Raw genomic sequence first — 24,312 nt, forward strand, 5'->3', positions numbered from 1 at the left:
CCAACATGCACACGACACGCGAGTCAGCCTGAACGACTCTGTACCCACGAACGGGCGACACCAGATCATCCAGAAACGGACTTAACGTCCTCTGACGACCACCGCGCTTTCCTGGCAGCCGGCCTACCCGTCTGCTCACCACCCGAAGAGGGCGCCACCTGGGAGAAGCCCTGGCCGGACTGGCGCAACGGCGACCCCGACGAACTCCGCTCCCACCTCGCGTGGCCGACCGATGGGGTGCTGTCAGCGGTCGAGCACGGGTACTGGCATGCCTCGTGGGGCCCGCGCCTCGCAGAACCGCAGGACGTCCGGGCCGCAGCAGAGAAGCACCTGGCGTCGGTGCCCCAACTGGTACCTCTCTACGCGCACCGATTCCTTCCCGCAGGTCGTGGAACTCACGGGCACCCGGTCCTGTCGATCTGGGGCACGGACATCATCTACTACGGCGAAGACCTTGCCGAGTACATCAGCCACGAGTTCGAAGAGGGGTACGAGCACGCAGCCGCCACTGGTAGCTGACCTGGCGCTTCATCATGCCCTCCTTGCCGGCCGCAGAGCGGCGTCCATCGTCGAGTCCAGCGCCCGTCGCAGCGTGCGGGTGCGGAAGTCGGAGGATACGCATAATGGTGACGTCGGGTATTAGAACTGTCCGAATGCCTTGGGCGTGATCGCACCCGATGACACCATTGGCCATGTAGGTCACTCATCCCAGTCCACCGTGAACTCGCCGGTAGCGCTGTCGCGAGTGGCGTGGCAGCGGCGGGGTGCCAGAGAGAACTCCGCTTCGGCCCACCCGGCGATCGCCGGCGCGAGGGCCACCTCTGCGTAATCGACCTCGAAGATCTCCAGTGCTCGGACTGCGATCAGTATGTAAGGGCTGCTTTCGACGAGTTCGATGTCGCCAGAGACCTTGCCCAGGCCGACTCGCAGCGTGGCGACTTCACTCTCGGTGAGTGCCAGCCGGCTGCCGTAGTAGGCGTTGTTGACCTCGGAAGCGTCTAGCCAGACTCGGCCGCCGACGGGGGCGCCGGCAGTTGGCGGGACCGTCAGTCGGATGGCTTCGGCCGTGATCCCAAGAAACAGTCCGAAGCCACTCTTCTGCACCTTGTAGCGATAGCTTCGCATTGGATCTCATTCATGTCGTGAGTCGCGGCACCGGTCACCGGACGCGATTTCGTGGTCGTGGCGACTTGTTCTGTGGCTGATTTCGGCTGCGTAGGTTGCCCAGTCGCCCGCAGAGAGACGTTGCCAGGCGACGGCGGCGTCGGTGTGGATGCCCAGAGTGCGGGCGAGGATCGCGGCGGGGATCTCGGTGGCGAGCTGGAAGAGAGCGGTGCTGCGGGCCTGGTTGGGCCGGATCCCGAGCTGGTTCAGGCGCTGGTTCAGCTGTGTGGTGCTGATCGGACGTCCGGGCTGGCCGCCGGGGAAGAGCCATGGAGACGGAGCCAGGACGCCGATGGTCGCGTGCCCCTTGCGGTTCGCGGCGACGGTGCGGGCCAGCTGGGCGACGGGCTCGGGCAGCTGAACGGGTGCACTACCGAGGTGGAGACGTACCTCTTGAGCGCCGACCTCGACGTCTTCGATGGTCAGTCGGTGGATCGCCGATGGCCCCTGTGCGTAGAGGAGGAGAAGCAGTCCTGCGAGGCGGTCTTCGGGCTTGAGGGTGTCGTCGTGCAGGAGCCGGCGGGCGACGTTCCACCGGTGTTCGTCATCGAGTGGCTGGGTGGGGCCGTGCCAGCGGACAGCGGGGACGTGGACGGTGGTGAGCTTGTTGGCACGAGCCCAGCGGACGAAGTGCCCGGCTGTGGGGCGGTAGGTCGCGGAGTCGTCGGTGAGCCACCGGTCGAGGTTGGCCTGTCGGCACGTCTCCAAGGCGAGGTCGTGAGCCTGAAGCCAGGTAAGGAAGGCGACGGCCGCGTCGGTGCGTTGACGCGCGGATGCGAACTGCTGCGGGGTCAGGGGGCGGCCGTTGCTGCGTCGGCGTAGTCGACGGACCAGGTGCCATATCGCGTACTGGTGAAGGACTTTGCGCTGTTCGGGGTCCGGCTGTGATGCGAGAAGGCTGGTGAGGAAACGTTCGAGGCGGACCATGTACTCGTCCCGCCCGGGCAGGGCGCCGACGCCGACGAGGACTTGGCGGAGGTGGGCGAGGGGCGGGCTGTCGGGCAGCTCGTCGAGGGCCTCGTGACTCAGGGCTCGTCGGCCGGCCGCGAGGTCGGCCAGGACCGGAGACACGGACGGCTTGTTCAGCCACCGATTGGCGGTGAGTGGGTGCTCGGTGGTGGCGATGTTGTTCCGCAGGGCTTCGAGACCGGGATGGAGGGCATCGGACGGAGGGCCCAGGAGCTCGTTGAGGCGCCGATTGATGAGACAACGAGCGCACTGACCGGGGTGCGGGTAATTGGGATCGCTGCAGGTGGGGCAGGTGTGCCAGACCTCGGGCGCGGTGCAGCGCCGGCAAAGGGGCTGGTCGAGAGTGCCGGAGACGACCGCCGCGACGCCGCCGCAGGCCGAGCACGGCGCGGAGTGACGCTGGCAGTCCAGGCACCATAGCCGACCCGTAGTCCGGGAGGTGCCGCAGGGTTTCTCCGCGTCGCAGATACTGCAATTCGCGGTGAACAAGGAGGGGCAGCCTTGGCAGAGCGGGCCGTCCGGTGTGCGGGTGTTTACGACCCTTCGTCGGCCGCAGTTGATGCAGGTCTCCAGGTTCGCCGGGTCGCTGACCAGGCAGTTCGGACACACTGGCCGGCCTTGGTCGTCGCGGGTGGCGGGCTCTCGGCGGGCTCCGCATCCCGAGCACTCCTCCATACGGGAGTGGGAGATGCACATGCGGCAGACCCGCTTTCCGTCCAGAGGCTTGTCGATGCGTACGACTCTGTGGCAGCCGGGGCAGGACGGCCGGACGATCCCGCCGATGCCGGCCTCGTGCAGCAGGTCGATCAGCTTGAGGATCGCGCGGTGGGGTGCGAGGTGACCGTCGCCGGTCAGCAGAGCTGGGTGGGATTCCAGGGCCCAGGCAAGTTTCCGCTGGTAGGAGGGACGAGGTGCCGATCGACGGACCGCCTCGGAGACCGCCTCCCGGTCGGCCTGCGGATCCAGCTCAGCGATCAGGGCGCCGATCACTGCGATGGGGTCGCGTCCGTCGTCGTCCGGGCACTTCCCGCATCGCGGCCGCCCGGTCCGGTCGCGTGAAGTGACCCAGCGGGTGTTTCCGCAGGCACCACACGGCTCGGGCTGTGACCGCCCGCAGTTCCAGCAGTACCAGTCCTGGCCGCGGCGCTGGAGCGTTCGTATCTGCCTGCCGCATTCGGCGCAACACGGCGGCGAGACCGTCTGGGCCCCGGCCTCACGCAGGGCGATGAGCAGGTCGCCGACGGCCCTGGGCGCCGGCGAGCGACCGTCGTTCAGCACGCGAGGATGCTCACTGAGATGTGCCGCGAGGAGGCGTGACTTCGAGCGTCCACCCGCGACGCTGGCGACCACGGCACGGATCCGGTCCGGCTCCAGCTGATGTTCGATGGCCACGACCAGGTCCGCAATGAGCCCGATCGGGTCGGAGACGGCCCGCTCGGGAGGACCGGGTGCGGTCACGGCCGCTCGAAACCGCGGATGCGGGCTCGCTTGGGTCGCAGGTCACCGACGCCTGCCTCGGCACCGACAGCCTTCTTTGTTCCGGTAGCGGTTCCGGCACCCGCCGGGGCGGTCGGCTCGATGAGGTCGTCCATGGTGCAGTTGAGGATGTCGAGCAGGGCCATGAGGATCTTCAGGCTGAGCCGCTCGGGGCGCTCGACGACGAGCCGGTAGACCTGGCTCGACGATAGGGTGATGCCCCGTTTGTCCAGTAGCGGGATGAGGTCGGTGGTGGAGAAGAGCCCTCGGTCGGCCATGATCTTGCGCAAGTGCCAGTGGTAGTCGAGCTTCGCGGCCATCAGCGGTCCTTGTTTGCGGGGAACTGGGCGAGCGCGGGCGCAAGTGCCCTGTGGAGCATGGTGTTCATGAAGTCGTCGCTGACGTGTAATGGTGACGTCGGGTATTGGAACTGTCCGAATGGGCGGGTCGTCATCGGCTGATGGCCTTGGTGACCGAGGCCAGGAACTGGGTCAAGTGGGGGCCGAAGTCCGGGCGGGGTGGCTCCGGGCAGCCGGGGAGTTCGTTGTTGTCCGGCAGGAGCCGTCGGAGCGCATCGACGGTGTGTCGTTGGTGGAACGGGTTCTCTGGGACTGAGGGGAGCACACTGATCGGCATCTTGAGCGTCGCCAGTTCGGCCTCGGCGACGCCTCGGAGGGTCTGCCCGTCCAGCAAGGCACGAATGATCTGGTCGGAGGCACCAAGGCCGGTCAGGCCGATGCGGGTGCGGGAGTCCACTGCGGGGTCTCCCGCGGTTGCGGGCCAGGCCAGCAGCAGTCTTTCGATCCGGTCCGGGAAGGCCAACGCGAGGCGAACGGCCACCGAGCACCCGTTTGATCCGGCCACCACCGAGACAGGGTGGCCGGGCAGGGCGGGGGCGAGGTGTTCGACCTCGGCGTCCCAGCTCGATGGGCGGTGGAGACGGTTCGGCGCCAGCACCGTGAAGCCTTCGCGTTCGAGGCCGCCTGAGATTCCCGGTGCGGCCCAGAACCGGTCGGCGTCCATGCCGTCCTCCCAGAGTCCGCCGTGGATCAGGAGGACTGCGGCGTGGTCAGGGTGGTGGTGAGGTGTCATCAGTTTTCCCATCTTGCGGTGCGTTGGCTGACGTCGGCGGCGTAGGTGGCCCAGTCGCCGGCTGCGGCTCGCTGCCACTGAACGGCGACGCCGATGTGAATTCCGAGCATCCGCGCGAGCAGTGCGGCCGGGAGTTCCTCGGCAAGTTGGAACAGGGCTGCGGAGCGGGATTGGCCGGGGAGGATGCCGATGGCGTGGAGTCGTTCGGCGAGCCGGGACGAACTGATCGGGTCTCCTGGTCGTCCGCCGGGGAAGAGCCACGGTGACGTGTCGGGGGCGCCGAGTGACGCGTGCCCCTGGCGGTCTGCGACCACGTGGAGGACGAGGTTGGCGAGGGGGTCGGGCAGTACGACTGGCACGCTCCCGAGCTGGAGCCGGACACGCTGGTCGTCGCGGTGCACGTGGTCGAGGGTGAGGCGGCTGATCGCTGCGGGGCGCTGGGCGTAGAGGAGGACCAGGAGTCCGGCGACTCGGTCCTCCGGTTTGAGGGTGCTGTCGCCGAGGAGCCAGCGTGCCTGTTCCCATCGGGTCTCGGTGTCGATGGCGCCCATCGGGCCGGTCCATCGAAGTGCGGGCAGGTCGAGCCGGGTCAGCTTCTGGCCCTTGGCCCAGCGGACGAAGTGTCCGGTGTTGGCGAGGCCGTTGGTGGTCGTCTCAGCGGCCCACTGGTCCAGGTCGCCTTGTCCGGCTGTCGCGAGGGTGAGGTCGTGCTCGGTGAGCCAGTCCAGGAAGCTCGTCGCCGCACTCAGGCGACGCCGGGCAACGGCTGCCTGGTTCGCGGTCGTTGCCTCGCGGGACCGTTGGCGAATGCGACGCATCACATGCCAAGTGCCGTACTGGTGAAGGATCTTCCGTTCCTCTGGGTCGGGGCGTCCGGCGATCTTGCGGTTCGTCCATCGTTCGAGTTGTGCGAGGTGCTCGTCCCGTCGGGGCAGGCCGCCGGTGGCGACCAGGACGCTTCGTAGATGGGTCAGGGTCTTGCTCGGTGGAAGTGCGTCGAGCGCGGCGTGTGTCAGGGAGCCGTCGCCCGTGACGAGCCGGGCCAGGAGGTCCCCGACGGCTGGGCGGGACAGCCAGCCGAGCGCGATTGCCGGCCGGTCGGTGTCGGCCAGGGCCCGGTGCAGTGGCTCCAGTTCGGGGCGCGTGCCGCCGGTGCTGTCGTGCAGCATGCTGCGGAGCTTTTCGTGGAGATGGCAGCGAGCGCAGGCTCCAGAGGTGAGCCGTCCGCTCGTTCCGCAGTCGGGACAGGTCTTCCAGAAGGCGGCGTGCGGGACGAGGCAGGTGCCGCAGAGAGGCGCCTGACGCGTACCGCCGCGGACGACGTCCATACGCCCGCAGGATGAGCACGTCGCGCGAAGCCGAGCGCAGGCCGGACACCAGGGCTGACCGGTGGCCTTGGCGATGAGGCAGGGGACGATTCTCGCGCAGATGGTGCAGGTAAGAATGCGCTGTGGTCGGCAGGTCGGACACAGCGGGCCGTCGGGCGTGCGGGTGCTCACGCGTTGGCGACGTCCGCACTGGAGGCAGTCTTCGAGGTTGTTCGGGTCGCTGATCAGGCAGTACGGGCATAGGGGGCGGCCCTGCGCGTCACGGGCTGCCGGCTCCCGGAGTGTTCCGCACCGGGAGCAGGCGACCGTGCGGGCGCGGGCGTAACAGGTGCGGCAGACCCTCATCCCGTCGCGCTGTTTCGTGAGCGGCACGATACGGCTGCAGCCGGGGCACGGTGGCCGCCGGATCGTGGTGGCGCCCGCGTCGACCAGGGCGTCGATCAGCCTCAGCAGCATGGGGACGGGGGCCTTCGCACCGTCCCCGGTGAGCAATTCCGGGGCATCGCACAGGATCCAGGCGAGTTTGTGCAGGTGGGCGTGCTTGGTAACTACCGTGCCCAGCGCGAGCGAGACCGTTTGGACCGACAAGCCCGGGTCGATCCCGGTGATCAGGGTGACCAGTGTGGATGCCGGGTCGGGGTCGTCCTGGTCGGGGCACTGGCCGCAGCGCGGCCGGCCGAGGCGGTCGCGGAAGGCGACCTGCCGTTCGTGGCCGCAGGCGGAGCACTGCTGAGGACGAACGAAGCACGGTGGGCAGTACCAGTGTTCCGAGCGTCGCTGCATCGAGGTGACCTCGCGGTCGCACTCCGCGCACCGCGGCAGTGCGATCCCGGCTGCCCCGGCCTCCCGCAACGCGAGGAGGAGGTTACCGACGCTCTTCGGAGCGGGGGACCGGCCTGAGATGAGAATCGAGGGGTTCTCGACCAGGGCCGCCGCGAGTCTGCGGCGCTTGGCGCGTCCGCCGCCGGTCTGCTCGACAATCCGCAGGACAGTGTCCCGGTCGAGCCCGGGATCGGCCGCGATGACCAGGTCCACGACGGTTCCCGCCGGATCACGGACGGGGTCCGGTTGCGACGTCATTCGTCCACCGGAGCGATGCGGGCGCGCTTCGGACGCAACGATCCGACGCCCGCGTCGGAACCAACCGCCTTCCGCTTCATGGTGGTTCCTGCCATGACCACCGGCTCGATGAGGTCGTCCATCGTGCAGTCCAGGATGTCCAGCAGGGCCATCAGGATCTTCAGACTCAGACGTTCAGGGCGTTCGACGACGAGCCGGTAGACCTGGCTGGAGGATAGTTCGATGCCGCGCTCGGCCAATAGTGGCGTGATGTCGGTGGTGGAGAACATCCCGCGCGTTGCCATGACCTGCCGTAGATGCCACTGGTAGTCGAGCTTGCCCGTCATCGGCAGTCCTTCCCCGTCGTCGTGTGCTCCCCGGCGAGCGCGGGGGTGAGGGCCTTGAGCAAGGCCGTGTTCATGAAATCGCTGCTGACGTGGGTGTATACGGCCGTGGAGCTGTCACATTCGTGTCCGACTTGGGATTGGATAAAGCGTCGGTCGACGCCGTCCTCGGTCAGATGCGTGACGTAGCTGTGGCGGACGGAATGGACGACGAGCTCCTTCGGAAGCTTCAGAGCGTCACGGTAGGCGACGAACCGGGCGTTGGTCTCCGCCGGCTTGATCCGGCCACCGCGCTCGGTCACCCACAGCGCGGGGTGGTTCTCGCAGCCGAACCTTGGCCGGACGTTCTCGACGTAGTCGGCGACCGCCTCCACCGCCCAGTCCATCACCGACAGTACGTTCCGGCGCCGCGGAGGTTGGCCTCTCTTCGCCTTGCCGTAGCGGACGTTGAGCGTGCCGTATCGGCCGAACTGCGGAGCCGCGGCGTTGCGGCCGAAGTCCACCAGGTCGAGCTTGGAGGTCTCGGTGCGGCGCAGGCCCCATCCGTAGATGACCTTGAACAAGGTGGCGTCCCGGTAGGCCGCGAGCGCGCCCTTGCGCTTGGCCCGCACCGCGCGGTCGACCTGGTCGTCGGCGTAGTCCAGGAACCGCTGGATCTCTTCCCGGGTGAACGGCCTCGCCTCGGGACTGCCCTCGTAGTCGTTGAGGTGCGCGATGGTGTTCCACTCGTGGCAGATCGCCACCGGATGCGTACCGAAGGCGTCCTCGCAGGCCACGGACCAGCCGTAGCGGCCGTCGATCAGGAACTCGCTGAACAGGCGCAGGCTGCCCTGGTAGCTGCGGATCGTGGACGGTGCGAGGTGCTTCTCGCCGGTCAGCGACAGCGACCACTCATCCACATGGCCCGGCACCCAGGCCCACGGGTACTCGTTGGTGAAGTCCACGAACCGCCGCACCAGCCGTTCCCGCGCGGTGATCGTGTCCTCCCGCAGCCCACGGGCGGCCTGCTGGGCCCGCCACCCTCGCAGCATCGCCTCGACCATCGCGTCCTCCGGACGCAACTGCACCACCCCGGAGACCAGCTCCAGATGAGCCGCCCCAGCCAGATCCACCCGCCTCTGCTGCCTCACTCGCCCTCCCTCTCGAAGGGCAAATCATGCATCAGACGGGATGGCGATGCCAAACTACCGGTTCAGGCAACCAACATGACGCTCCGTTGGACACTGGTGGACACCGGCCTTGACCTTGCGACCTGCCGCTTTGTGCCCATCTGATGCAATTCCCGAGGGTTGGTGTAGATGGAGGTGGTGCTGGCGTGCTCGTGACCGACCTGTTCCTGGACGAAGCGGGGATCCCAGCCGTCCTCGATCAGGTGGGTGACGTAGGACCTCCGGAAGGAATGGAAGTCCAGATTCTCGTCCAGGCCCAGCGCGTCCCGGTAGGCGGCGAAGCGGGTGTTCATCTGCGAGAACCCAATTGTTGAAGCCTGGCGGAAGTTGTCGGTGCTTCCGCCCGACGCTTCAGCGTCGGCGGCGGTTGAGCACCCCGATGAGAGTGGCAAGGTCGGCGGCACCGGCCGGGTCGTCTGCGTAGCGGGTGGTCTGGAGAGGGCCGACCTCGGGAAGGACGATGTCCTCCCGGGCCAGAACATGGACCAAGGCCAACAGCGCGGCGCGGGCATTGCCGTCGGTGAAGGGGTGGAAGAAGGCCACGTCGAGGTAGGCGCGGGCCGCGCGGGCGGCCAGCGGGATGTCCGGGTCTGTCGTCTCGCGCAGGCAGGAATCGAAATCGGCCTGCGTGCGAGGGGTCAGGCCGTAGCGTTCGCGGCCGGCCTTCGCGTAGGCGTCGCTCACGCGAAACGGAGCCTGTGTCGCAGCGAGGACTTCGCGCTGCCAGCCGGCCAACAGGGCGAAGTCCATCGGGGTGCGGCGTGCGGCATCTTCTCGGGCCAAGGCGTGTGCGGCGAGCAGACGTTCGGCGCGAATCGGGTCGCGCCGACGCACCGGCCCCTCGCACCAGGATCGGAACCCATCGCGGTCGGGCGGGACCCGCTGTAGGGCCGGTGCACATTGCCAGTCGACCTCGCGGCGTACGCGCAGCCAGACCGAGAGGCTGTCAGTAGCGGTCATGGAGCTCCTCCAGCACCGCCCTCTCACGGTGGTCCTGGTACGGGGCGTGGCCGGTGAGGCCGATGGCGAGATCCTCGCCGACGGATTCGATCAGCGTCCGCTCCGGGTAGACCCAGCTCTTGAACCGGCCACCGATTGCTTTCTCCACTGCCTGCGCGGCTTCGGCCCGGTCCATGCCGGTGCTGGTGAGGAACCAGCCCAGGACGATCGAGGTCTGGGTGCGCCAGGCGTTGTCCGCGCCCGAGTCCAGCGCGTGGGTCACGAGCCGGACGCAGGCCCGTTCCAGGTGCCAGCTGCGATCCTCTGGTGCGGCATCCGGCGGCGGGGCCAGCTCGGCGAAGCGCTGGGCCGTCCGCTCCAACCACTCCCGCCACTCCAGCAGGGCGGCTATGGCGCTTGCTGCGGTCCGGTCGGCAGTCGTCACTGAGTCCGGCGTGCTGTCCCAGCTGCCGATGGGCCCGCCGTTGCGGTAGCGCCAGTTCCATCCCCAGGTCCAGGCGCCGTATCGCTCCCGAAGGATCGCGTCCACGTGGCTCTCGCACCAGTTTTCGCCGTGCCACCCGACGGCCATACCGGAGAGCAGGGGTGACAGCAACGCGCAGATCAGCGAGCGGAGACGGGCCTCCTCGTCCTCGTCCCAGACGAACGAGTGGCGGGCCGGGTCGAACTCGCCCCAGTTCCGAATGCCCTCGTAGGTGATGGGGGGCACACGGTTGTCGGGGAAGGGCAGGGTGTCACGGTTGTACGTCAGGGCTGGCCACTCTTCCTGTCCGATGTGATCGGCCCATCAGTCTCGGCTCAATGCCCCTGGGATCGCGAACGGTTTTTTCGGACCGCGTCGGCTTGTCCGTCATGCCGCTGCCGCCTTCTCGTCTTCGCTGAGCACGCTGAAGTCGACGTCCAGGCGGGCGTCGTAGTCGTCGGGGGTGATGGCGAGTTCGTGGGTGGAGTATTCGCCGAACCGTTTGATGTGCTCGGTCAGGTACGGGGAGACCTGCGCGAGGTCGAGCGGGTCGACCGGGCGGCCCTCGGCCTGCAGTTCCCGGACCACGTCGGCGATGTCCAGGGTGTTGTGGAAGATCACCAGGTTGGCCAGCAGGGAGGTGAACTTCACGTCCTTCTCCTGCTCGACCGGGTCGTTCGCCGCCACGGTGCCGTTCTGGCCGAAGCGCACCCAGTCCGAGAAGCCGTTGAACGCCTCGACCTTGTTGGTCGCCGCCGTCACCCGGGCCCGCAGCGGGCTGTCCGAGAGGTAGCGCAGTAGCTGGACGGTGCGGATCACCTTGCCCACCTCGCGGAACGCGGTGTAGGTGGCGTTGCGCCGAGAGCCGGAGCGCAGGCGCCGCAGCAGCAGGACGGAGGAGATGGCGCCCTCGCGGATCGAGACGATCACCCTCATCAGGTCGCGGAAGTGGGTCTCGATCAGGTGCCAGTCGATGATGTTGCGCCCGGCTTCGCCGAACAGGGCGTCAATGTGCTCGTACTGGGCGGTGCGCGAGGGGCGGAAGAACAGCAGGTCCTTCCAGTTGCGGATGCGGGGCATCAGGTCGATGCCGAGCAGGTGGGCGATGGCGAAGACCGGGTATTTAGCCCCTGCGTGTCCGCGTGGATGGTGGTCGGGCGGACCTCGGAGGTGTTCTTGAGCAGGCCCTCGATGATGTAGACGGCCTCCCAGACCCCGCACGGCACGAAGTGCGTGAACAGCGCGATGTACAGGTCGGAGACGTGGTGGTAGGCGATCCCGCCGACCGCCCCGTAGCGCACCGAGGTCTCGGCAAGCAGGTTGTCGAGGTAGGTGTCCATGTGGGTGCCGTCGGCCGCCGCGGTGGTGCCGTTGCCCCACGCGCGGGACAGGTCGAGCTGGGCGTGCCGGTCGACCACGTCGCCGATCGCCTCGTTCAGCTTCGCCGTGGTGACGTGCCGCCGGGAGGCGACGGACAGCTCGTGGCCGGAGACGCCGGCGATGTGCCGGGCGGCCTCGGCGAAGGTCATGTTCGTGCCCTTCACGAACGTCGTGATCACGTACCGCCCGAACGGGTCCTTCAGCTTCGGATCGTTGCCGGACGCCGGCCCGAACCGGTTCCACCACTCGATCCAGTACGCGGTGCGGGCCACGATGCCCAGCAGGGTGCGCTCGGGCATCCGCTCCTTGACAGCCTGCTCCAGCACCTGGGCGCTCTTGCGTGGTTTCTCCGCCCGGCGGGCCTTGAGCTTGGGCGCCCCGGAGTCGGGGTCGATGAACAGCTCGTCGTTGTCCGGGTACTCGCCGTCCGCCGCGGCCGCCGCCGCGCTCAGGCGACCGCGCAGCTGGGCGACCAGGGCCCGGCCGTCGAAGGTCGCAGCCTCGCCCGGGATACTCAGGCCGACCTCCGCCAGGTACTCCGGCAGCTTCGCCTCCACCTGCTCCCAGGGCAGCAGCTGCTCGGACCAGTCGGCGTACTCCTCCGAGTCGAGCACCGCGACGTCGCCGGTGCGGAGCTCGTCGGCGAGGTAGTAGAACACCATCGCCTCGAAGTGGCGGCGCACGAAGTGCCCCGGCCGGCGCCGGTCGCGGATCGCCTTCTGCCAGTTCTGCGTGGCGAAGGAGACGTCGACCTTGCGGCCGTCGGTGTCGCGGTCGGGGATGAAGTCGCGCACCATCGCCCGGTGGGCCTTGGCGTGGGCGAGGGCGTCCAGCACGGAGGAGTCCTCGCTGGTGGCCTTCAGCTCGATCACGTCGGTCAGGTCGAACATCACCGGCCGGTCGGCCTTGAGGTGCCCGTGCAGCAGCACCTCCCAGTTGTCGCCGTGGTGCGCGGAGCCCGCTCGATCTGCGCGTACTGGGCGTCGAACCCCGCCAAGCCCCTCCACCGCCGCGGTGAGCGAGGCGAGCCCGTTCGACTGCACCATCAGCCCCTCGGCCAGCGTCAGCAGGGCGGGCGAGACCCGGCCCTCCAGCTTCGAGGCGGCCTCGGCCGCGCTGGACTCCTCGTACAGGCCCTCCAGCGCGTCCAGCGCCTGCTTGGTCAGCGCGGCGGCCTTCGCCCGCGCCGTCTGCGCGGGCCCACCGACGTCGACCTGCTGCAGCATTGTGCGGTAGTTGGCGACCAACCGCTCCACGATCTCCTGCTGCTGGCGCCGGATCTCCTCCAGCTCCTCGCGGGCCTTCTTCGCCTTGCCCGCCATCCGCTTGCAGAACATCGTCGCCAGGTCGTCCCGGGCCCGCATCCTCGCCTTCGCGGCCAGGCACGCGATCAGCGCGACCCGGCGGCGGGCGGTGTAGTCCTTGAGCGTCGCCGCGTCCTGGGCCTCCGCCTCGCCGGCGAAGTCCGCGACCTTCCCCGACGCCACCGACTCCAGCCACTTGCCGGTCTCGCCGAGCCCGTCGACCCACGTCAGGTGGCTCTTCAGGCGCTTGAAGTTCGACCAGGTCGCCCGCCCGGGGTCGTGCTTGAGCGCGTTGAACAGCGTCTTGCCGTCCAGGCCGACGACGTCCACCAGGCCCAGCAGCCGCACCCGCTCGTCCTCGGTCATCCGCTCCCGGATGCCGGCCAGGATCTCCTCGTTCACCCGGGCCCGCACGGCGGAGGCCATCGCGTCCAGGGTGGAGTACCGGGGGATCTCCAGCCCGGCCTCCACCAGCTTCTCCAGCGCGATGTTGATCAGGTCCGCCGGGTTGTTCTTCGACGCCGCCTCGATCCGCATCGTCTCCTCGGCCAGCGCACGGGCCCCCGGTCCGTCGTAGCGCATCCCACACCGCTGGCGGACCAGGCTCCGCTGGCTCTTGGCCGTCCGCTCCGAGCCGTACACCGGCAGGGTGTCCTCCGTCAGCTCCGCCGCCCGGCGCACGAACTCCATCACCTGGTCCGGCACGTCGTACGCCTTCGGGAAGCAGCCCATCCGCTGGTACGACTTCAGCGCCAGCAGCAGCGCCAACTGGTGCTCGTCGGAGTCCGCGACCTCCTCCGCCCAGGCCCGCTCCTCCTCGGACGGCGTGAAGAACACGTGCAGCTCACGCGCGGTGATCAGCCGCTTGAACCGCGGGTACGCGGTCCGCTCGATCGAAGTCATCCCCACCCCACCCAATGCCCAGCCCCTGCCGGCCGCGCCGTACGCACCCGCGCGGGATCATCGCGGCGTCAGCGCCGGGGGAGGATCGGAACAGCGGAACCCGGGACAGGGCCAAGCCCCCGGTGGTAGGTCCGGAACGCGGCTCACGCCCTCAAGATCATCCCACTGCCCCTTTTGGCCTCACCTTGGCTGGACCCCTACTTCAGCAGCCGCGACAGCCGGCGGTCGGCGAGCGGCTTGCCGCCGGTCTGGCAGGTCGGGCAGTACTGCAGCGAGGAGTCGGCGAACGACACCTCGCGCACGGTGTCCCCGCAGACCGGGCACGGCTGCCCGGTGCGGCCGTGCACCCGCAGGCCGAGCTTCTTCTCCGCCTTCAGCTCCCCCGCCGCCAGCCCGCGCGAGCGCTCCACCGCGTCCCGCAGCGTGCTGCCGAGCGCCTCGTACAGCCGGGCCGTCTCCTCCTCGGTCAGGCTCGACGCCAGCTTGTACGGGGACATCCGGGCCGCGTGCAGCACCTCGTCCGAGTAGGCGTTGCCGACGCCGGCCAGCACGCCCTGGTCCCGCAGCACGCCCTTCAGCCGGCGCCGTTCGTCGTGCAGCAGCGCGGTGAACGCCGCCAGGGTGAACGACGGGTCCAGCGGGTCCGGGCCGAGCCGGGCAACGCCGGGGACCTCCGCCGGGTCCTGCACCACGTACACCGCGAGGCCCTTCTTCGTGCCCGCCTCGGTGAGGTCGAAGCCGTCCCCGGCGTCGCCCTCCAGCCGCACCCGCAGCGCGAGCGGGTTCCTGCCGCCCGGGCGCGGGGGCTCGGCGGGCAGGCTCTCCTTCCAGCGCAGCCAGCCGGCCCGCGCCAGGTGGACGACGAGGTGGAGGCCGCCCGCCTCGATGTCGAGGAACTTGCCGTGCCGGGTGACCGGGCCGACCGTCCGCCCCTCCAGCGCCGTCACCGGCGGGTCGTAGGTCTTGAGCGCGCTGATCGCCACCGGCTGCACCCGGGCGATCACCCGCCCGGTCAGCCGCTCGGACAGGAAGGCGGTGAGGGCCTCGACCTCGGGCAGCTCCGGCATGCGCCCAGTCTCGCGCAGCGCTCCGTCCTTTGCCTGTCCACCACCGGCAGGCGCAGGCTGGAGGTGCCCGGCGCCCGGCAGGGCGATCGCCCTAGGAGGTCCGCCCCCGCGATGAGCACGCTCGAGGAACAGATCGACATCGAAGCCCCGGTGCTGGCGGCCTGGGAGCAACTGCACCGGGTCCACGACTACCCGCACTTCGTGGGCGGTGTGCGCAGCGCCCACCCGCACGGCCGCAACCTCGCGCACCTCGGGGTGGAGATCGCCGGCGCCGAACTCGACGTGGAGACCGAGATCACCGACCACGGCCGCGGCCGGGTGATGGCCTGGCGGACGCTGGACGGCCTGGACCTGCACGGCGCCTTCGCCCTGCTCCCGCTCGGCCGGCACCACACCCGGCTGCAGATCCGCGTCGAGTACGACCCGGAGGCGGTGCACGAGGTGTTCGGCGGGGCGCGCGGCTTCGCCCTCGCCGGGGCGGTCGAGCGCGTCGTCCGGGCCGACCTGGAGCTCTTCCGGCAACTGGTCGAGACCCGGGTCGCGGCCGCCCGCACCCCGCACCCCGAGCCCGTAAAGGACGCATAAGCCCAGCTCAGGGGCGGTGGTGAGGATCCCCACAGCGGACCTCCGGCCCGGTCGTCCACCATTCAACCTGTGGCAGACTCGGATGCCATGCAGACGCACACCGGCCAGGGCGGCCCGGGCCTCAGGACGCTCCGCGCGGCGATCTTCGCCGCGCTGGTCGTGCTGCTCGCCGGGCTCGGCCAGGTGCTGGTCACCGGCCGCCCGCTGCCGCTCGGCACGCTGGCCGTGGCCGGCGGCGCCGTCTTCGCGGCGGCCTTCGCCCTCGCCGGCTCCGAATGCGGCTACCCGGCGATCGCCGCGGTCTTCCTGCCGCTGGAGCTGGGCCTGAGCGCCCTCTTCGACCTCGCCCAGACCACCTGCCCCTCGCTGCCGCCCGGCTCCGCCCGCGGCTTCGAACCGCTGCTCTGCGGCGGCGGCTCGCTCGGCGGGTTCCTGCTGGGCCATGGCGTCCCCCAGTCCGCCGGCGTCCTGCTGCTCCTCGCCCTGCACACCGCGATCGCGCTGGCCGCCGCCTTCTGGCTGCGCCGTGCGGATGCCGCGGTGACCGGCCTCGCCCGGTCGGTGCGCATCCTCGGCGACTTCGCGCAGCGGTTCCCGGCCGCGGCCGGCCGCCGGCTGCGACTGCTGCTCGCCGCGCCCGTACCGGCCCGCCCGGTGGCCCGGATGCCCTTCCCGCGCGCCAGCCGGGTCCGGGTCCCGGCCGAGTCCGTCCTGCTCCGCCCGGCCGTCCGCCGTGGACCGCCCAGGCCCGCCCCGGCCTGCTGAGAGACCCTTCCGCTTCTCCGCCGGTCGCCTCGCCGCGCGCCCGTACGCGCGCCTGCCCCGCTCCCCGCACGGAGCACCGGACCGAGAGCACAGGACGACACCCCACCATGAGCAAGAAGCCCCAGACCCCCGCCGCCGCCGAGAAGAAGACCAGCGAGAAGCGGACCGGCGAGAAGCGGACCGGCGAGAAGCAGACCGGGAACGCCGCCCGGCGCGCCGCCACCGAGCGGATGCGGGAGGAGCGCGAGCACGCCGAGCGGTCCGCGAGGATCCGCCGCCGGACGGTCGTCGGCGCCGCCACCGCCGCCGTGCTCGCACTCGCGGCCGGCGTGGCCTTCGCCGTCGGCGGCTCCTCCGGCTCCGGCGACGCGGCCGCCAACGGCCCGCTGGTCACCCCCGCCAACGCGAGCGGCGCCGACGGCACCGTGATCACCTACGGCAAGGCCGACGCCCCGCACACCCTGGAGATCTACGAGGACTTCCGCTGCCCGTACTGCGAGCAGCTGGAGACCACCAACGGCAAGACCGTCCAGCAGCTCGCCGACGCCGGCACCTACAAGATCGAGTACCACCTGGCGACCTTCCTGGACCAGGGCCTCGGCGGCAAGGGTTCGCGCACCGCGCTGGCCGCCGCGGGCGCGGCGCTCAACGAGGGCGTCGACAAGTTCAAGCAGTTCCACGACGTGCTGTACGCCAACCAGCCGGACGAGCGCAACGACGGATTCGCCGATGTCAACCGCCTGCTCGACCTGGCCGGACAGGTCCCCGGCCTGAAGACGGACGCCTTCGTCAAGGCCGTCCAGGAGGGCACCTACGCGCCCTGGGCCGACCAGGTCGGCAAGGCCTTCGACAAGAGCGGCGTCAGCGGCACCCCGACCGTGAAGCTGGACGGACAGAAGCTGGAGGTGTTCGCGGGCGGCGCGCCCGTCGCGCCCGAGAAGTTCACCGCCATGGTCAAGCAGGTGACCGGATGACCTCCGCCGCCCCCGCACGCACCTACGGCGCGAGCCGGCCGTTCGCCCTCCTGCTGCTGATCGGCGGCGCGGTCGGGCTGTTCGCCTCCGCCGTCCTCACGCTGGACAAGATCCGGCTGCTGAAGGACCCGTCGTACGTCCCCAACTGCAACATCAACCCGATCATCAGCTGCGGCTCGATCATGCGCAGCGACCAGGCCGAGGCCTTCGGCTTCCCCAACTCGCTGCTCGGCCTGGTCGGCTTCGGCGTCGTCATCGCGATCGGCGCCGGGCTGCTCGCCGGAGCGGCGTACCGGCGCTGGTTCTGGCTCGGCCTCCAGGCCGGGACGGTGTTCGGGATCGGCTTCGTGACCTGGCTGATGTACCAGGCGCTGTACCGGATCGGCGCACTCTGCCCCTACTGCATGGTGGTCTGGGCGGCGATGATCCCGCTGCTCTGGTACACCACCCTGCACAACCTGCGCTCCGGCGTGATCCCCGTCGGCGCCCGGCTGCGCCCGGCCGTCCGGGAGGCCGCCCGCTACCACTGGGTGGTACCGGCGCTCTGGTACGCGGTGATCGCGCTGCTGATCCTCAACCGGTTCTGGTACTACTGGAGCACCCTGGTCTGATCTCCCCGCCGCCCCCGGGCCCACGCCGGCCCGGGGGCGGCGACGACCCGGCGAGGCCGCCATGCGCAAGGTCGTCCTCAGCGGCGCCGACCTGGCCGCCTCCTTCCTCCGCCACGGCCTGGTCGACGAGTACCGCATCTACGTCCACCCCGTCCGCCTCGGCCGCGGCACCCCCCTCTTCCCCACCACCGCCCACCACGACGACCTCACGCTCCTGGACACCCGCCCATTCCCCAACGGCGTCGTCCTCCTCCACTACGACCGGGAGGGCGGCGCCCGTCAGACGCCGGCGGGCTCGAACTCGTAGGCGGCCACCTCGGCAAGGAGGGCGGCGCGGCGGGGTTCGTCCAGGAAGGAGGCGCGGAAGGAGTTCGCGGCGAGCAGGCGCAGCTTCTCGCGGTCGAGCTTCAGGGCCTCCTCGACGGCGCGGAAGTTGTCGTCCGCGTAGCCGCCGAAGTAAGCGGGGTCGTCGGAGTTGACGGTGACCAGGAGGCCGGCGGCGAGCATGGCCGGGAGGGGGTGGTCGGCCAGGGTGTCGATGCAGCGGAGGCGGACGTTGGAGAGTGGGCAGAGGGTGAGCGGGATCTGCTCGCGGACCAGGCGGTCGACCAGGTCCGGGTCCTCCAGGCAGCGCAGGCCGTGGTCGATCCGCTCGACGCCGAGGATGTCGAGGGCCTCAGTGATGTAGGCGGCGGGGCCCTCCTCGCCGGCGTGGGCGACGCGGTGCAGGCCGGCCTCGGCGGCGAGGCGGTAGACCTCACGGAACTTGGCGGGCGGGTGGCCGACCTCGGCCGAGTCGAGGCCGATGCCGGTGATCCGGCCGAAGTACGGGCGGGCGGCCTCGAAGGTCTCCAGTGCGGACTCGGCGGACTCGTCCCGCAGGAAGCACATGATCAGCCGGGTGCTGATGCCGTACCGCTCCTCGCTCCGGTCCAGCGCGCGGCCGAGGCCCTCCACCACGACGCCGATCGGCACGCCGCGGGCGGTGTGCGCCTGCGGGTCGAAGAAGATCTCGGCGTGCCGCACGCCCTGCCCGGCGGCCCGGGCCAGGTAGGCGTCGGCGAGGTCGGCGAAGTCCTGCTCGGTGCGCAGCACGGCCATCAGCGCGTAGTAGAGGTCCAGGAAGGACTGCAGGTCGGTGAAGGAGTACGCGCGGCGCAGCTCCTCGGTGTCGGCGTACGGGAGGGTGACGCCGCCCCGCGCGGCGAGGGCGAAGGCGAGTTCGGGCTCCAGGGTGCCTTCGATGTGCAGGTGGAGTTCGGCCTTGGGAAGCGGCATCGGTGATCGGTCCGAGCTGTGGGAGGGAAAGGGAAGGTGAGGAGACGGCAGGACAGCGAAGTAGTCATCGTACGATCCGATCCACGAGCGCCGGTCCCGAGGGCAGGTCCCGGTTCTTGCGCATCGGCGGGGCCGGCAGCAGCCCGCCGCGGAGTACCGGCAGCCCCGTCGTGGTCCACCGGTGGCCCGGAGCCCCGGCGCGGTCACGCCGGCGACGGTGGACCCGGCCACCCGAGCGGCCGAGGCGCTGCCCTGGGGCGTGGTAGTGACCTGAAGGCCCGGGCCCACCTGTCCGGAGTGCCGCGCCGAGGCACGGGCCGCAGAAATATAGGTTGATTAAAGGTGCGCCATACCCTGGCCCCCCAAGCTCGGCGTTACGGGGATTACGACACAACCGGCTCCACGCTCAGGAGGAGAAATGCACGACGACCGGGTCGACGAAGTTCGAGTCCCCCACCCGCTGACCGTCCTGGACCGGATCGAGCAGGACAACGCCTGCGAGCAGGAGTCGCAGCTCCAGCAGGGCGACACACCCTGGGCCGAGGTGCTGGCCGCGTACATCGACGTACTCACCGAACTGATCGTCTCGCACCAGGACGAGCAGGAAGAAACCCGGCCGAAGGTGCGGAGCGACGACGAAGGCCTGTGAAAGCGTTTCGAAAGGGCCCCGGAATCGGCCGTCCGTAGCGTTCTCGGCATGAGGTCGCAGGCACCGAGCGCCTGCCCCAGGAGCCCGAGGAGAATCCCGTGAACCGCAGCGCCTTCACCGCCCGGACCCGCGCCCGCCTCGCCCAGCTGGTCACCCGTACGGCGATGCTCCTCGCGGTCGCCGGAGCGGTCACGGTCGCCCTGCCCTCCCAGGGCACCGACCAGGCCGGGTCAGCGCAGGTGTCCTCCACCGTGGTGGCGGTGGCCATGCACGACGACCCCTGGGTGTGACCGGTGCCGCCGGCCGAACGGCCCGCCGGGCCGAGGCACTTACGGCCCCGCGGACGGCGCGGCTCACGGACGGACGGACGCCGGCAGCTCCCGGGTATCGGCCCAGGGCGTGTCGGCCCAGAGCGTGTCGCGCAGGACCGCCTCGGCCTCCAGCGCGCCGAGGACACTGGTCAGACAGGCACGCTCGCTCTCGAACCACTCCTGCGGATCCGTCAGGAGACTGTCCACCAGTTCGCCCGGCAGGGCGTGCAGCCCGGCTGGGCCGCGGACGGCGCGGCCGTCCTCGGGATGGTGGCGCCGGTGTGCCTGCGCGGCGAGGCCGAGCCAGGCGCCGTACGCGCGGTGGACCGCCGCCCGGCGCACCTCCTCGCCCTCCTCCGCCAGCGCGCACTCGCGTGCGAACAGCCGCAGCAGGTTCTGGAACCGGTAGCGGACCAGGCCCGCTCCTGCGGTGAAGGGTTCCAGCAGCTGCGCGTCGACCAGTTGCTCGATGAGGTCCTCGGCCGTCACCGGGTGGGTGTCCAGCAGGGCGCTGCCGGTCCAGGCGGCGAAGTCGGGCACGCCGAGCAGGCCGAGCAGGCGGAACATCCGCGCGGCGGAGGGCGACAGGTCGCGGTAGCTGAGGCGGAAGCCGGCGCGTACACCGCGTTCGCCCTGGCTGAGTTCGTCCAGGCGCCGGTGCTGGTCCTCCAGCCGGGTGACCAGGGACCGGACCGGCCAGTGCGGCTTCGCGGCGAGCCGGCCCGCGGCGATGCGCAGGGCCAGCGGCAGCCGGTCGCACAGTTCTCCGAGCCGGGCGGCGCCCACCGGATCGGCGGCCAGCCGGTCGTCCCCCGTGACCTGGGCGAGCAGCGCGACGGACTCGGCCTGGCCGAGCGGGCCGAGGTGCAGCGACACGAAGGCGTAGTCCCCGGCGAGCGCACCCCCCAGGGTGTCCCGGCCGGTGACCAGGACGCAGCAGCGTCCGCTGCGGGGCAGCAGCGGGCGGATCTGCTCGAAGGAGCGGGCGTTGTCGAGCACGATCAGCACCCGGCGGCCGTCGAGGACGCTGCGGAACAACGCGCTGCGCTCGTTCTCGCCGGCGGGGATCTGCGGGCCGGGCACGCCGAGCGCGCGCAGGAAGCGGTCGAGGATCACCGCCGGGCGGTACGGCGCCTCCTCGTCGTAGCCGCGCAGGTCGGCGAAGAGCCGGCCGTCCGGGAAGTGGGCGCCGACCTGGTGCGCCCAGTGGACGGCGAGGGCGGTCTTGCCGATGCCGCTGGTGCCGGCGATCGAGCCGACCGGCAGGCTGTCGCCGTCGACGTGGTTCAGCAGGTGGTCGAGGGTGGTCAGTTCGGCCCGGCGGCCGGTGAAGGCGGCAACGTTCGGCGGGAGGTGGCTGGGAGCGGCGGCGACCGGGGAGAGCGTGACGGCCTCGGCGGGCCCGGTGAGCCTGGGCGAGTCGGCCAGCACCTCCTCGTGCAGCCGCCGGAGGGCGGGGCCCGGGTCGATGCCGAGCTCCTCGGCCAGCAGCCGGCGGCCCTCGCGGAACGTCTCCAGCGCCTCGGCGCGCCGGCCGGAGCGGTACTGGGCCAGGACCAGGTGCGCCATGGACTGCTCGCGCAGCGGGTGGGCGCGAAGGAAGGCCCTCAACTCGCCGACCAGCTCGCGGTGGCGGCCCAGTTGCAGGCGGATTCCGGTGTACTCCTCGTACACGTTGAGGCGCAGTTCGGCGAGCCGGGCGGCCTCGACCTCGACCGGCTCGGCCGTGATGCCCTCCAGGACGGGCCCGCGCCACATCGCCAGCGCCTCCTGGAACCGCTCGCAGGCCTCGTCCGGCCGGCCGCGCCGGGCGTCCTCCCGGCCGGCGGTCACGCACTCCTCGAACTCCACGGCGTCGATGCGGTGGGGGCCGGTGTGCAGGAGGTAGCCGGGGTGGCCGGTGACGAGGATGTCGCCGGCACCGGCCTCGGCCTTGAAGGTCTTGCGCAGCGCGGAGATGCAGATGGCGATCTGGTTGCGGGCGGTCGTGGGCGGCCGGCCGTGCCAGACGGCGTCGGCGAGCGCGGCGACGGAGACCACCCGGTCCGGTGCCAGCAGCAGCATCGACATGATGGCCCGCTGCCGGGCGCCCTGGAGAGGGACCGCCCGGCCGTCGACCTGGATGTCGAGCGGGCCCAGGACCCGGAAGACCACCTGATGCACGAGTTGCCCTCCTCTGTGCGGCCGCGACGATGCCGACGACCGTGCAGCCGGGCCGGGACGTGAATCCACGTCATCCACCAGGAGTCTCGCAGCGGGCCGATTGTCACAACAACCGCGCTGTCAGGAAGGTGTCGCCCCCAGCCGGGGCCCGGGCTCAGCCGGTGCGGGGCTGGTCCGGGCCGGGACGGGCCGGGACGGGCCGGCCGTCCGGACCGGCCGGGGGCAGCAGACCCAGCTCGGCCGCGCGGACCCCGGCCTGGAAGCGGGAGGACGCGCCCAGCAGCGTCATGATCTCCGCGACATAGCGCCGGTAGGTGCGCACCGAGACGGTCAGGTCGCGGGCGGCGACCTCGTCGGTGACGCCGGCCCGCAGGGCGCCGAGGATCTGGCGGGCGAAAGCGGCACGCGTACGGTCGCCGAAGACGATCCGCTCGTTGGCGGGCACGGCGGTGCGCCAGACGTTCTCGAACAGGATGCGGAGCGTATGGATCACCTCGGGCACCCGGATCACCGAGGAGTGACGGGCGGCCACCGACCCGGTGACGACCAACGCGGCCGTCTGGTCGACGATGATCGCCTGGAGCGGGGGGACCCTGGCCACCCGGATCGCGACGGGGTGGTCCCGGCCGAGTTGCTCGCGGACGAAGCCCTCGTCGAGCAGGTCGGGGGCGGTGAGCAGCCGCACTCCGACGGCGGGGTCCGCGTTGTAGAGCAGATCCCGCTCGGCGCGCTCCTCCCGGTCCTCACCCTGGAGCCGGCGGGCGTGCATGATCTCGATGCTCGTCCGGGCCCCCGCGATCATCTCCTCGGCCGTGTCGAGGATGGCCCCGTAGCGGCCGCCGACCGAGGTGACGAGCCGGTCCGCCGAGTACCGGTCGCGGTGCATCACGACGGTGGACTCGATCAGCGCGCTCACCCCGAGCAGGGCCTCCTCCAGCTCGTCACCGGCCCGGTTCGACACGTCGCCCATGGATCCCTTCAACAGTTCTGCTCGATTCGGCCCGCCGGGCGGGCACACTCCTGGCCGGTACCGGGGCATCCGCCCGGACCGGTCAGCCGGTCGCGGAGAGAAGCCCCAGCTCGACGGCTCGGACGCCCGCCTGGAAGCGGGAAGTGGCACCGAGTTCGCGCATGATCTCGGCCACGTGACGGCGGTAGGTGCGGAGTGAGACGTTCAGCTCCTGCGCGGCCGCCTCGTCGGTGTGGCCCTCGCGGAGCATCTCCAGGATGCGCCTGGTCGGCTCCTTGCCGAGCTTCGGGCTCAGGCCGAGGTGGTCGAGCAGCGGCCGGGCACGCGACCAGGCGCCGGCGACGAGCAGGTCGAGGGCGCGAACCACGGCCGGATCCTTCACCAGGACGGCATGGCCGGCGCAGTCCTGCGCCGCCGAGCGGACCAGTGCGCCGCGGCCGTCGACGAGCAGCGCCTCGCGCAACTCGGCCTCGGAGATGCGCACTTCGACCCGGAGCCCCTTCAGCCGCCGGGCCAGGGCGAGGGCGGCTTCGGTCGCGGCGTCGGAGCAGAGCACCCGCACCACCACTGCGCCCTCGGCCACCGGGTCCGCACCCGAGCGGACGGAGTCGGACGTCCAGTGGACCGCCAGGCGGGTCAGCGCCTGGGTCGCCAGGGTGGCGAACTCGCTTGTGGCGGTGAGTGTCAGGCTCACCGCCCGGCGGGTACCGCCGACCAGTTCGTCCAGGGCCCCACCCATCGCGTCGGCGTCGGTCCGTGTCACGAGAGGATGACCGCCGGCCCTCTGCCGGTGCAACGAGACGGTCGACTCGATCAGGGCCCGGGCCTGTAACAGCGCCTGTTCCACATGCTCCGCGTGCGCCCGCGGGACACCCGCCTCCGACGCGCCCACACCTGATGTCTGTACCACCGTCACCGCCCCCGTTGATCCACCCCGTATTGCTCCCTATACACGCGATGACAACCGTCGATTCCGCCAAGCGGTTTTCGGACACCGTTTGTCGGGTCGAGCCGGCTGTTGAGGAATGAACCAGATTCGCGTGAACAGGACAAAGATCGCCTTAACACTAGTTTGTGTCCCTGCCACAGTCAACGAGAGACAGCGTTCAGTAACGCCCGCGTATAGCAGAACGCTCTCCGCGGCATCGGCGTATCCGATGGTCCGTCAGCAAGTTGCCGACTCCTCGCACAAGAGACAGCCACTCGCTCCGCTTTCGGCACCGGCGGCGATCCGCCCCTCACATGCCGTGAGCACCCGGCGCCGCTTCAGGCCAGCGCCCGTTGCCCCGACCGGGAGCCGACCTACGGTTTCTCCCCGTGACCACAGC

At 70.5% G+C, this 24,312-nt stretch carries 22 protein-coding genes and 2 pseudogenes; 8 read left to right on the top strand and 16 right to left on the bottom strand.

Annotated features, from left to right (window positions below):
• A partial coding sequence (locus ACZ6NC_RS36930; RefSeq protein ID WP_465738257.1) for a hypothetical protein occupies positions 1-519 on the top strand: 519 nt, incomplete at its 5' end.
• Between the two features lie 180 nt (positions 520-699).
• Here the strand turns inward: ACZ6NC_RS36930 and ACZ6NC_RS36935 are convergent.
• The 12 genes and pseudogenes from ACZ6NC_RS36935 to ACZ6NC_RS36990 form a co-directional block, all read right to left on the bottom strand.
• Complete coding sequence (locus ACZ6NC_RS36935) at positions 700-1,125, bottom strand: hypothetical protein (RefSeq protein WP_465738258.1); 426 nt, start codon at positions 1,123-1,125, stop codon at positions 700-702.
• Positions 1,126-1,131: 6 nt separating this feature from the next.
• Positions 1,132-3,525, bottom strand: a complete 2,394-nt coding sequence (locus tag ACZ6NC_RS36940; protein WP_465738259.1) for a site-specific integrase — start codon at positions 3,523-3,525, stop codon at positions 1,132-1,134.
• Between the two features lie 62 nt (positions 3,526-3,587).
• Positions 3,588-3,929 carry a helix-turn-helix domain-containing protein gene (locus ACZ6NC_RS36945; protein WP_465738261.1) on the bottom strand — a complete coding sequence of 114 codons (342 nt, stop codon included), beginning with the start codon at positions 3,927-3,929 and terminating at the stop codon, positions 3,588-3,590.
• A 130-nt stretch (positions 3,930-4,059) separates the two neighbouring features.
• On the bottom strand, positions 4,060-4,701 hold the full coding sequence (locus ACZ6NC_RS36950; RefSeq protein ID WP_465738262.1) for an alpha/beta fold hydrolase: 642 nt from the start codon (positions 4,699-4,701) through the stop codon (positions 4,060-4,062).
• Positions 4,701-5,870, bottom strand: a complete 1,170-nt coding sequence (locus ACZ6NC_RS36955; RefSeq protein WP_465738263.1) for a hypothetical protein — start codon at positions 5,868-5,870, stop codon at positions 4,701-4,703. Before ACZ6NC_RS36955 ends, ACZ6NC_RS36950 begins: the two co-directional genes overlap by 1 nt.
• A 1,235-nt stretch (positions 5,871-7,105) precedes the next feature.
• Positions 7,106-7,435, bottom strand: coding sequence for a helix-turn-helix domain-containing protein (locus ACZ6NC_RS36960; protein WP_465738264.1), 330 nt, complete (start codon positions 7,433-7,435; stop codon positions 7,106-7,108).
• Complete coding sequence (locus ACZ6NC_RS36965; protein ID WP_465738265.1) at positions 7,432-8,562, bottom strand: tyrosine-type recombinase/integrase; 1,131 nt, start codon at positions 8,560-8,562, stop codon at positions 7,432-7,434. Before ACZ6NC_RS36965 ends, ACZ6NC_RS36960 begins: the two co-directional genes overlap by 4 nt.
• 161 nt (positions 8,563-8,723) lie before the next feature.
• A pseudogene (locus ACZ6NC_RS36970) lies at positions 8,724-8,894 on the bottom strand (tyrosine-type recombinase/integrase); the annotation flags it as partial.
• Between the two features lie 58 nt (positions 8,895-8,952).
• Positions 8,953-9,561 (bottom strand): Fic family protein, encoded by a 609-nt coding sequence (locus ACZ6NC_RS36975; protein WP_465738266.1) that lies wholly within the window; start codon positions 9,559-9,561, stop codon positions 8,953-8,955.
• Complete coding sequence (locus ACZ6NC_RS36980; RefSeq protein ID WP_465738267.1) at positions 9,548-10,270, bottom strand: hypothetical protein; 723 nt, start codon at positions 10,268-10,270, stop codon at positions 9,548-9,550. The genes ACZ6NC_RS36975 and ACZ6NC_RS36980 overlap by 14 nt, the downstream gene beginning before the upstream one ends.
• Positions 10,271-10,411: 141 nt before the next feature.
• A pseudogene (locus ACZ6NC_RS36985) lies at positions 10,412-13,611 on the bottom strand (Tn3 family transposase).
• A gap of 197 nt (positions 13,612-13,808) precedes the next feature.
• Positions 13,809-14,678 carry an Fpg/Nei family DNA glycosylase gene (locus tag ACZ6NC_RS36990; RefSeq protein WP_465738268.1) on the bottom strand — a complete coding sequence of 290 codons (870 nt, stop codon included), beginning with the start codon at positions 14,676-14,678 and terminating at the stop codon, positions 13,809-13,811.
• A gap of 111 nt (positions 14,679-14,789) precedes the next feature.
• On the opposite strand from ACZ6NC_RS36990, the gene ACZ6NC_RS36995 reads away from it, so the two are divergent.
• The 5 genes from ACZ6NC_RS36995 to ACZ6NC_RS37015 all read left to right on the top strand — a co-directional run bounded on the left by ACZ6NC_RS36995 (position 14,790) and on the right by ACZ6NC_RS37015 (position 17,920).
• The gene (locus ACZ6NC_RS36995) at positions 14,790-15,263 is read left to right on the top strand and encodes an SRPBCC family protein (RefSeq protein WP_465738269.1); all 474 of its coding nucleotides are present in this window, start codon (positions 14,790-14,792) and stop codon (positions 15,261-15,263) included.
• A 69-nt stretch (positions 15,264-15,332) separates the two neighbouring features.
• Positions 15,333-16,028, top strand: coding sequence for a hypothetical protein (locus ACZ6NC_RS37000; RefSeq protein ID WP_465738270.1), 696 nt, complete (start codon positions 15,333-15,335; stop codon positions 16,026-16,028).
• 107 nt (positions 16,029-16,135) lie between these two features.
• Positions 16,136-17,002, top strand: coding sequence for a DsbA family protein (locus ACZ6NC_RS37005; RefSeq protein WP_465738271.1), 867 nt, complete (start codon positions 16,136-16,138; stop codon positions 17,000-17,002).
• Positions 16,999-17,613: a vitamin K epoxide reductase family protein gene (locus tag ACZ6NC_RS37010; RefSeq protein WP_465738272.1), complete on the top strand. Its 615-nt coding sequence runs from the start codon at positions 16,999-17,001 to the stop codon at positions 17,611-17,613. Before ACZ6NC_RS37005 ends, ACZ6NC_RS37010 begins: the two co-directional genes overlap by 4 nt.
• A gap of 61 nt (positions 17,614-17,674) precedes the next feature.
• Entirely contained in the window at positions 17,675-17,920 is a 246-nt protein-coding gene (locus ACZ6NC_RS37015) for a dihydrofolate reductase family protein (protein ID WP_465738273.1), read from the top strand.
• On the opposite strand, the gene ACZ6NC_RS37020 is transcribed toward ACZ6NC_RS37015, so the two are convergent.
• The gene (locus tag ACZ6NC_RS37020) at positions 17,893-18,891 is read right to left on the bottom strand and encodes an adenosine deaminase (protein WP_465738274.1); all 999 of its coding nucleotides are present in this window, start codon (positions 18,889-18,891) and stop codon (positions 17,893-17,895) included. The genes ACZ6NC_RS37015 and ACZ6NC_RS37020 overlap by 28 nt on opposite strands.
• 418 nt (positions 18,892-19,309) lie before the next feature.
• On the opposite strand from ACZ6NC_RS37020, the gene ACZ6NC_RS37025 reads away from it, so the two are divergent.
• Together ACZ6NC_RS37025 and ACZ6NC_RS37030 are read left to right on the top strand one after the other, a co-directional pair.
• Positions 19,310-19,540, top strand: a complete 231-nt coding sequence (locus ACZ6NC_RS37025; protein ID WP_465738275.1) for a DUF6269 family protein — start codon at positions 19,310-19,312, stop codon at positions 19,538-19,540.
• 98 nt (positions 19,541-19,638) lie between these two features.
• A complete protein-coding gene (locus tag ACZ6NC_RS37030) occupies positions 19,639-19,830 on the top strand; it encodes a hypothetical protein (protein WP_465738276.1) in 192 nt (63 codons plus the stop codon).
• Between the two features lie 63 nt (positions 19,831-19,893).
• Here ACZ6NC_RS37030 and ACZ6NC_RS37035 read toward each other — a convergent pair whose 3' ends face one another.
• The 3 genes from ACZ6NC_RS37035 to ACZ6NC_RS37045 all read right to left on the bottom strand — a co-directional run bounded on the left by ACZ6NC_RS37035 (position 19,894) and on the right by ACZ6NC_RS37045 (position 23,747).
• Positions 19,894-22,014: an AfsR/SARP family transcriptional regulator gene (locus ACZ6NC_RS37035; RefSeq protein ID WP_465738277.1), complete on the bottom strand. Its 2,121-nt coding sequence runs from the start codon at positions 22,012-22,014 to the stop codon at positions 19,894-19,896.
• A 154-nt stretch (positions 22,015-22,168) separates the two neighbouring features.
• Positions 22,169-22,984: a LuxR family transcriptional regulator gene (locus tag ACZ6NC_RS37040; RefSeq protein WP_465738278.1), complete on the bottom strand. Its 816-nt coding sequence runs from the start codon at positions 22,982-22,984 to the stop codon at positions 22,169-22,171.
• 82 nt (positions 22,985-23,066) lie between these two features.
• Complete coding sequence (locus ACZ6NC_RS37045; protein ID WP_465738279.1) at positions 23,067-23,747, bottom strand: LuxR C-terminal-related transcriptional regulator; 681 nt, start codon at positions 23,745-23,747, stop codon at positions 23,067-23,069.
• Positions 23,748-24,312 lie beyond the last annotated feature (565 nt).

This window comes from Kitasatospora sp. NPDC041988 (genome assembly GCF_055588525.1).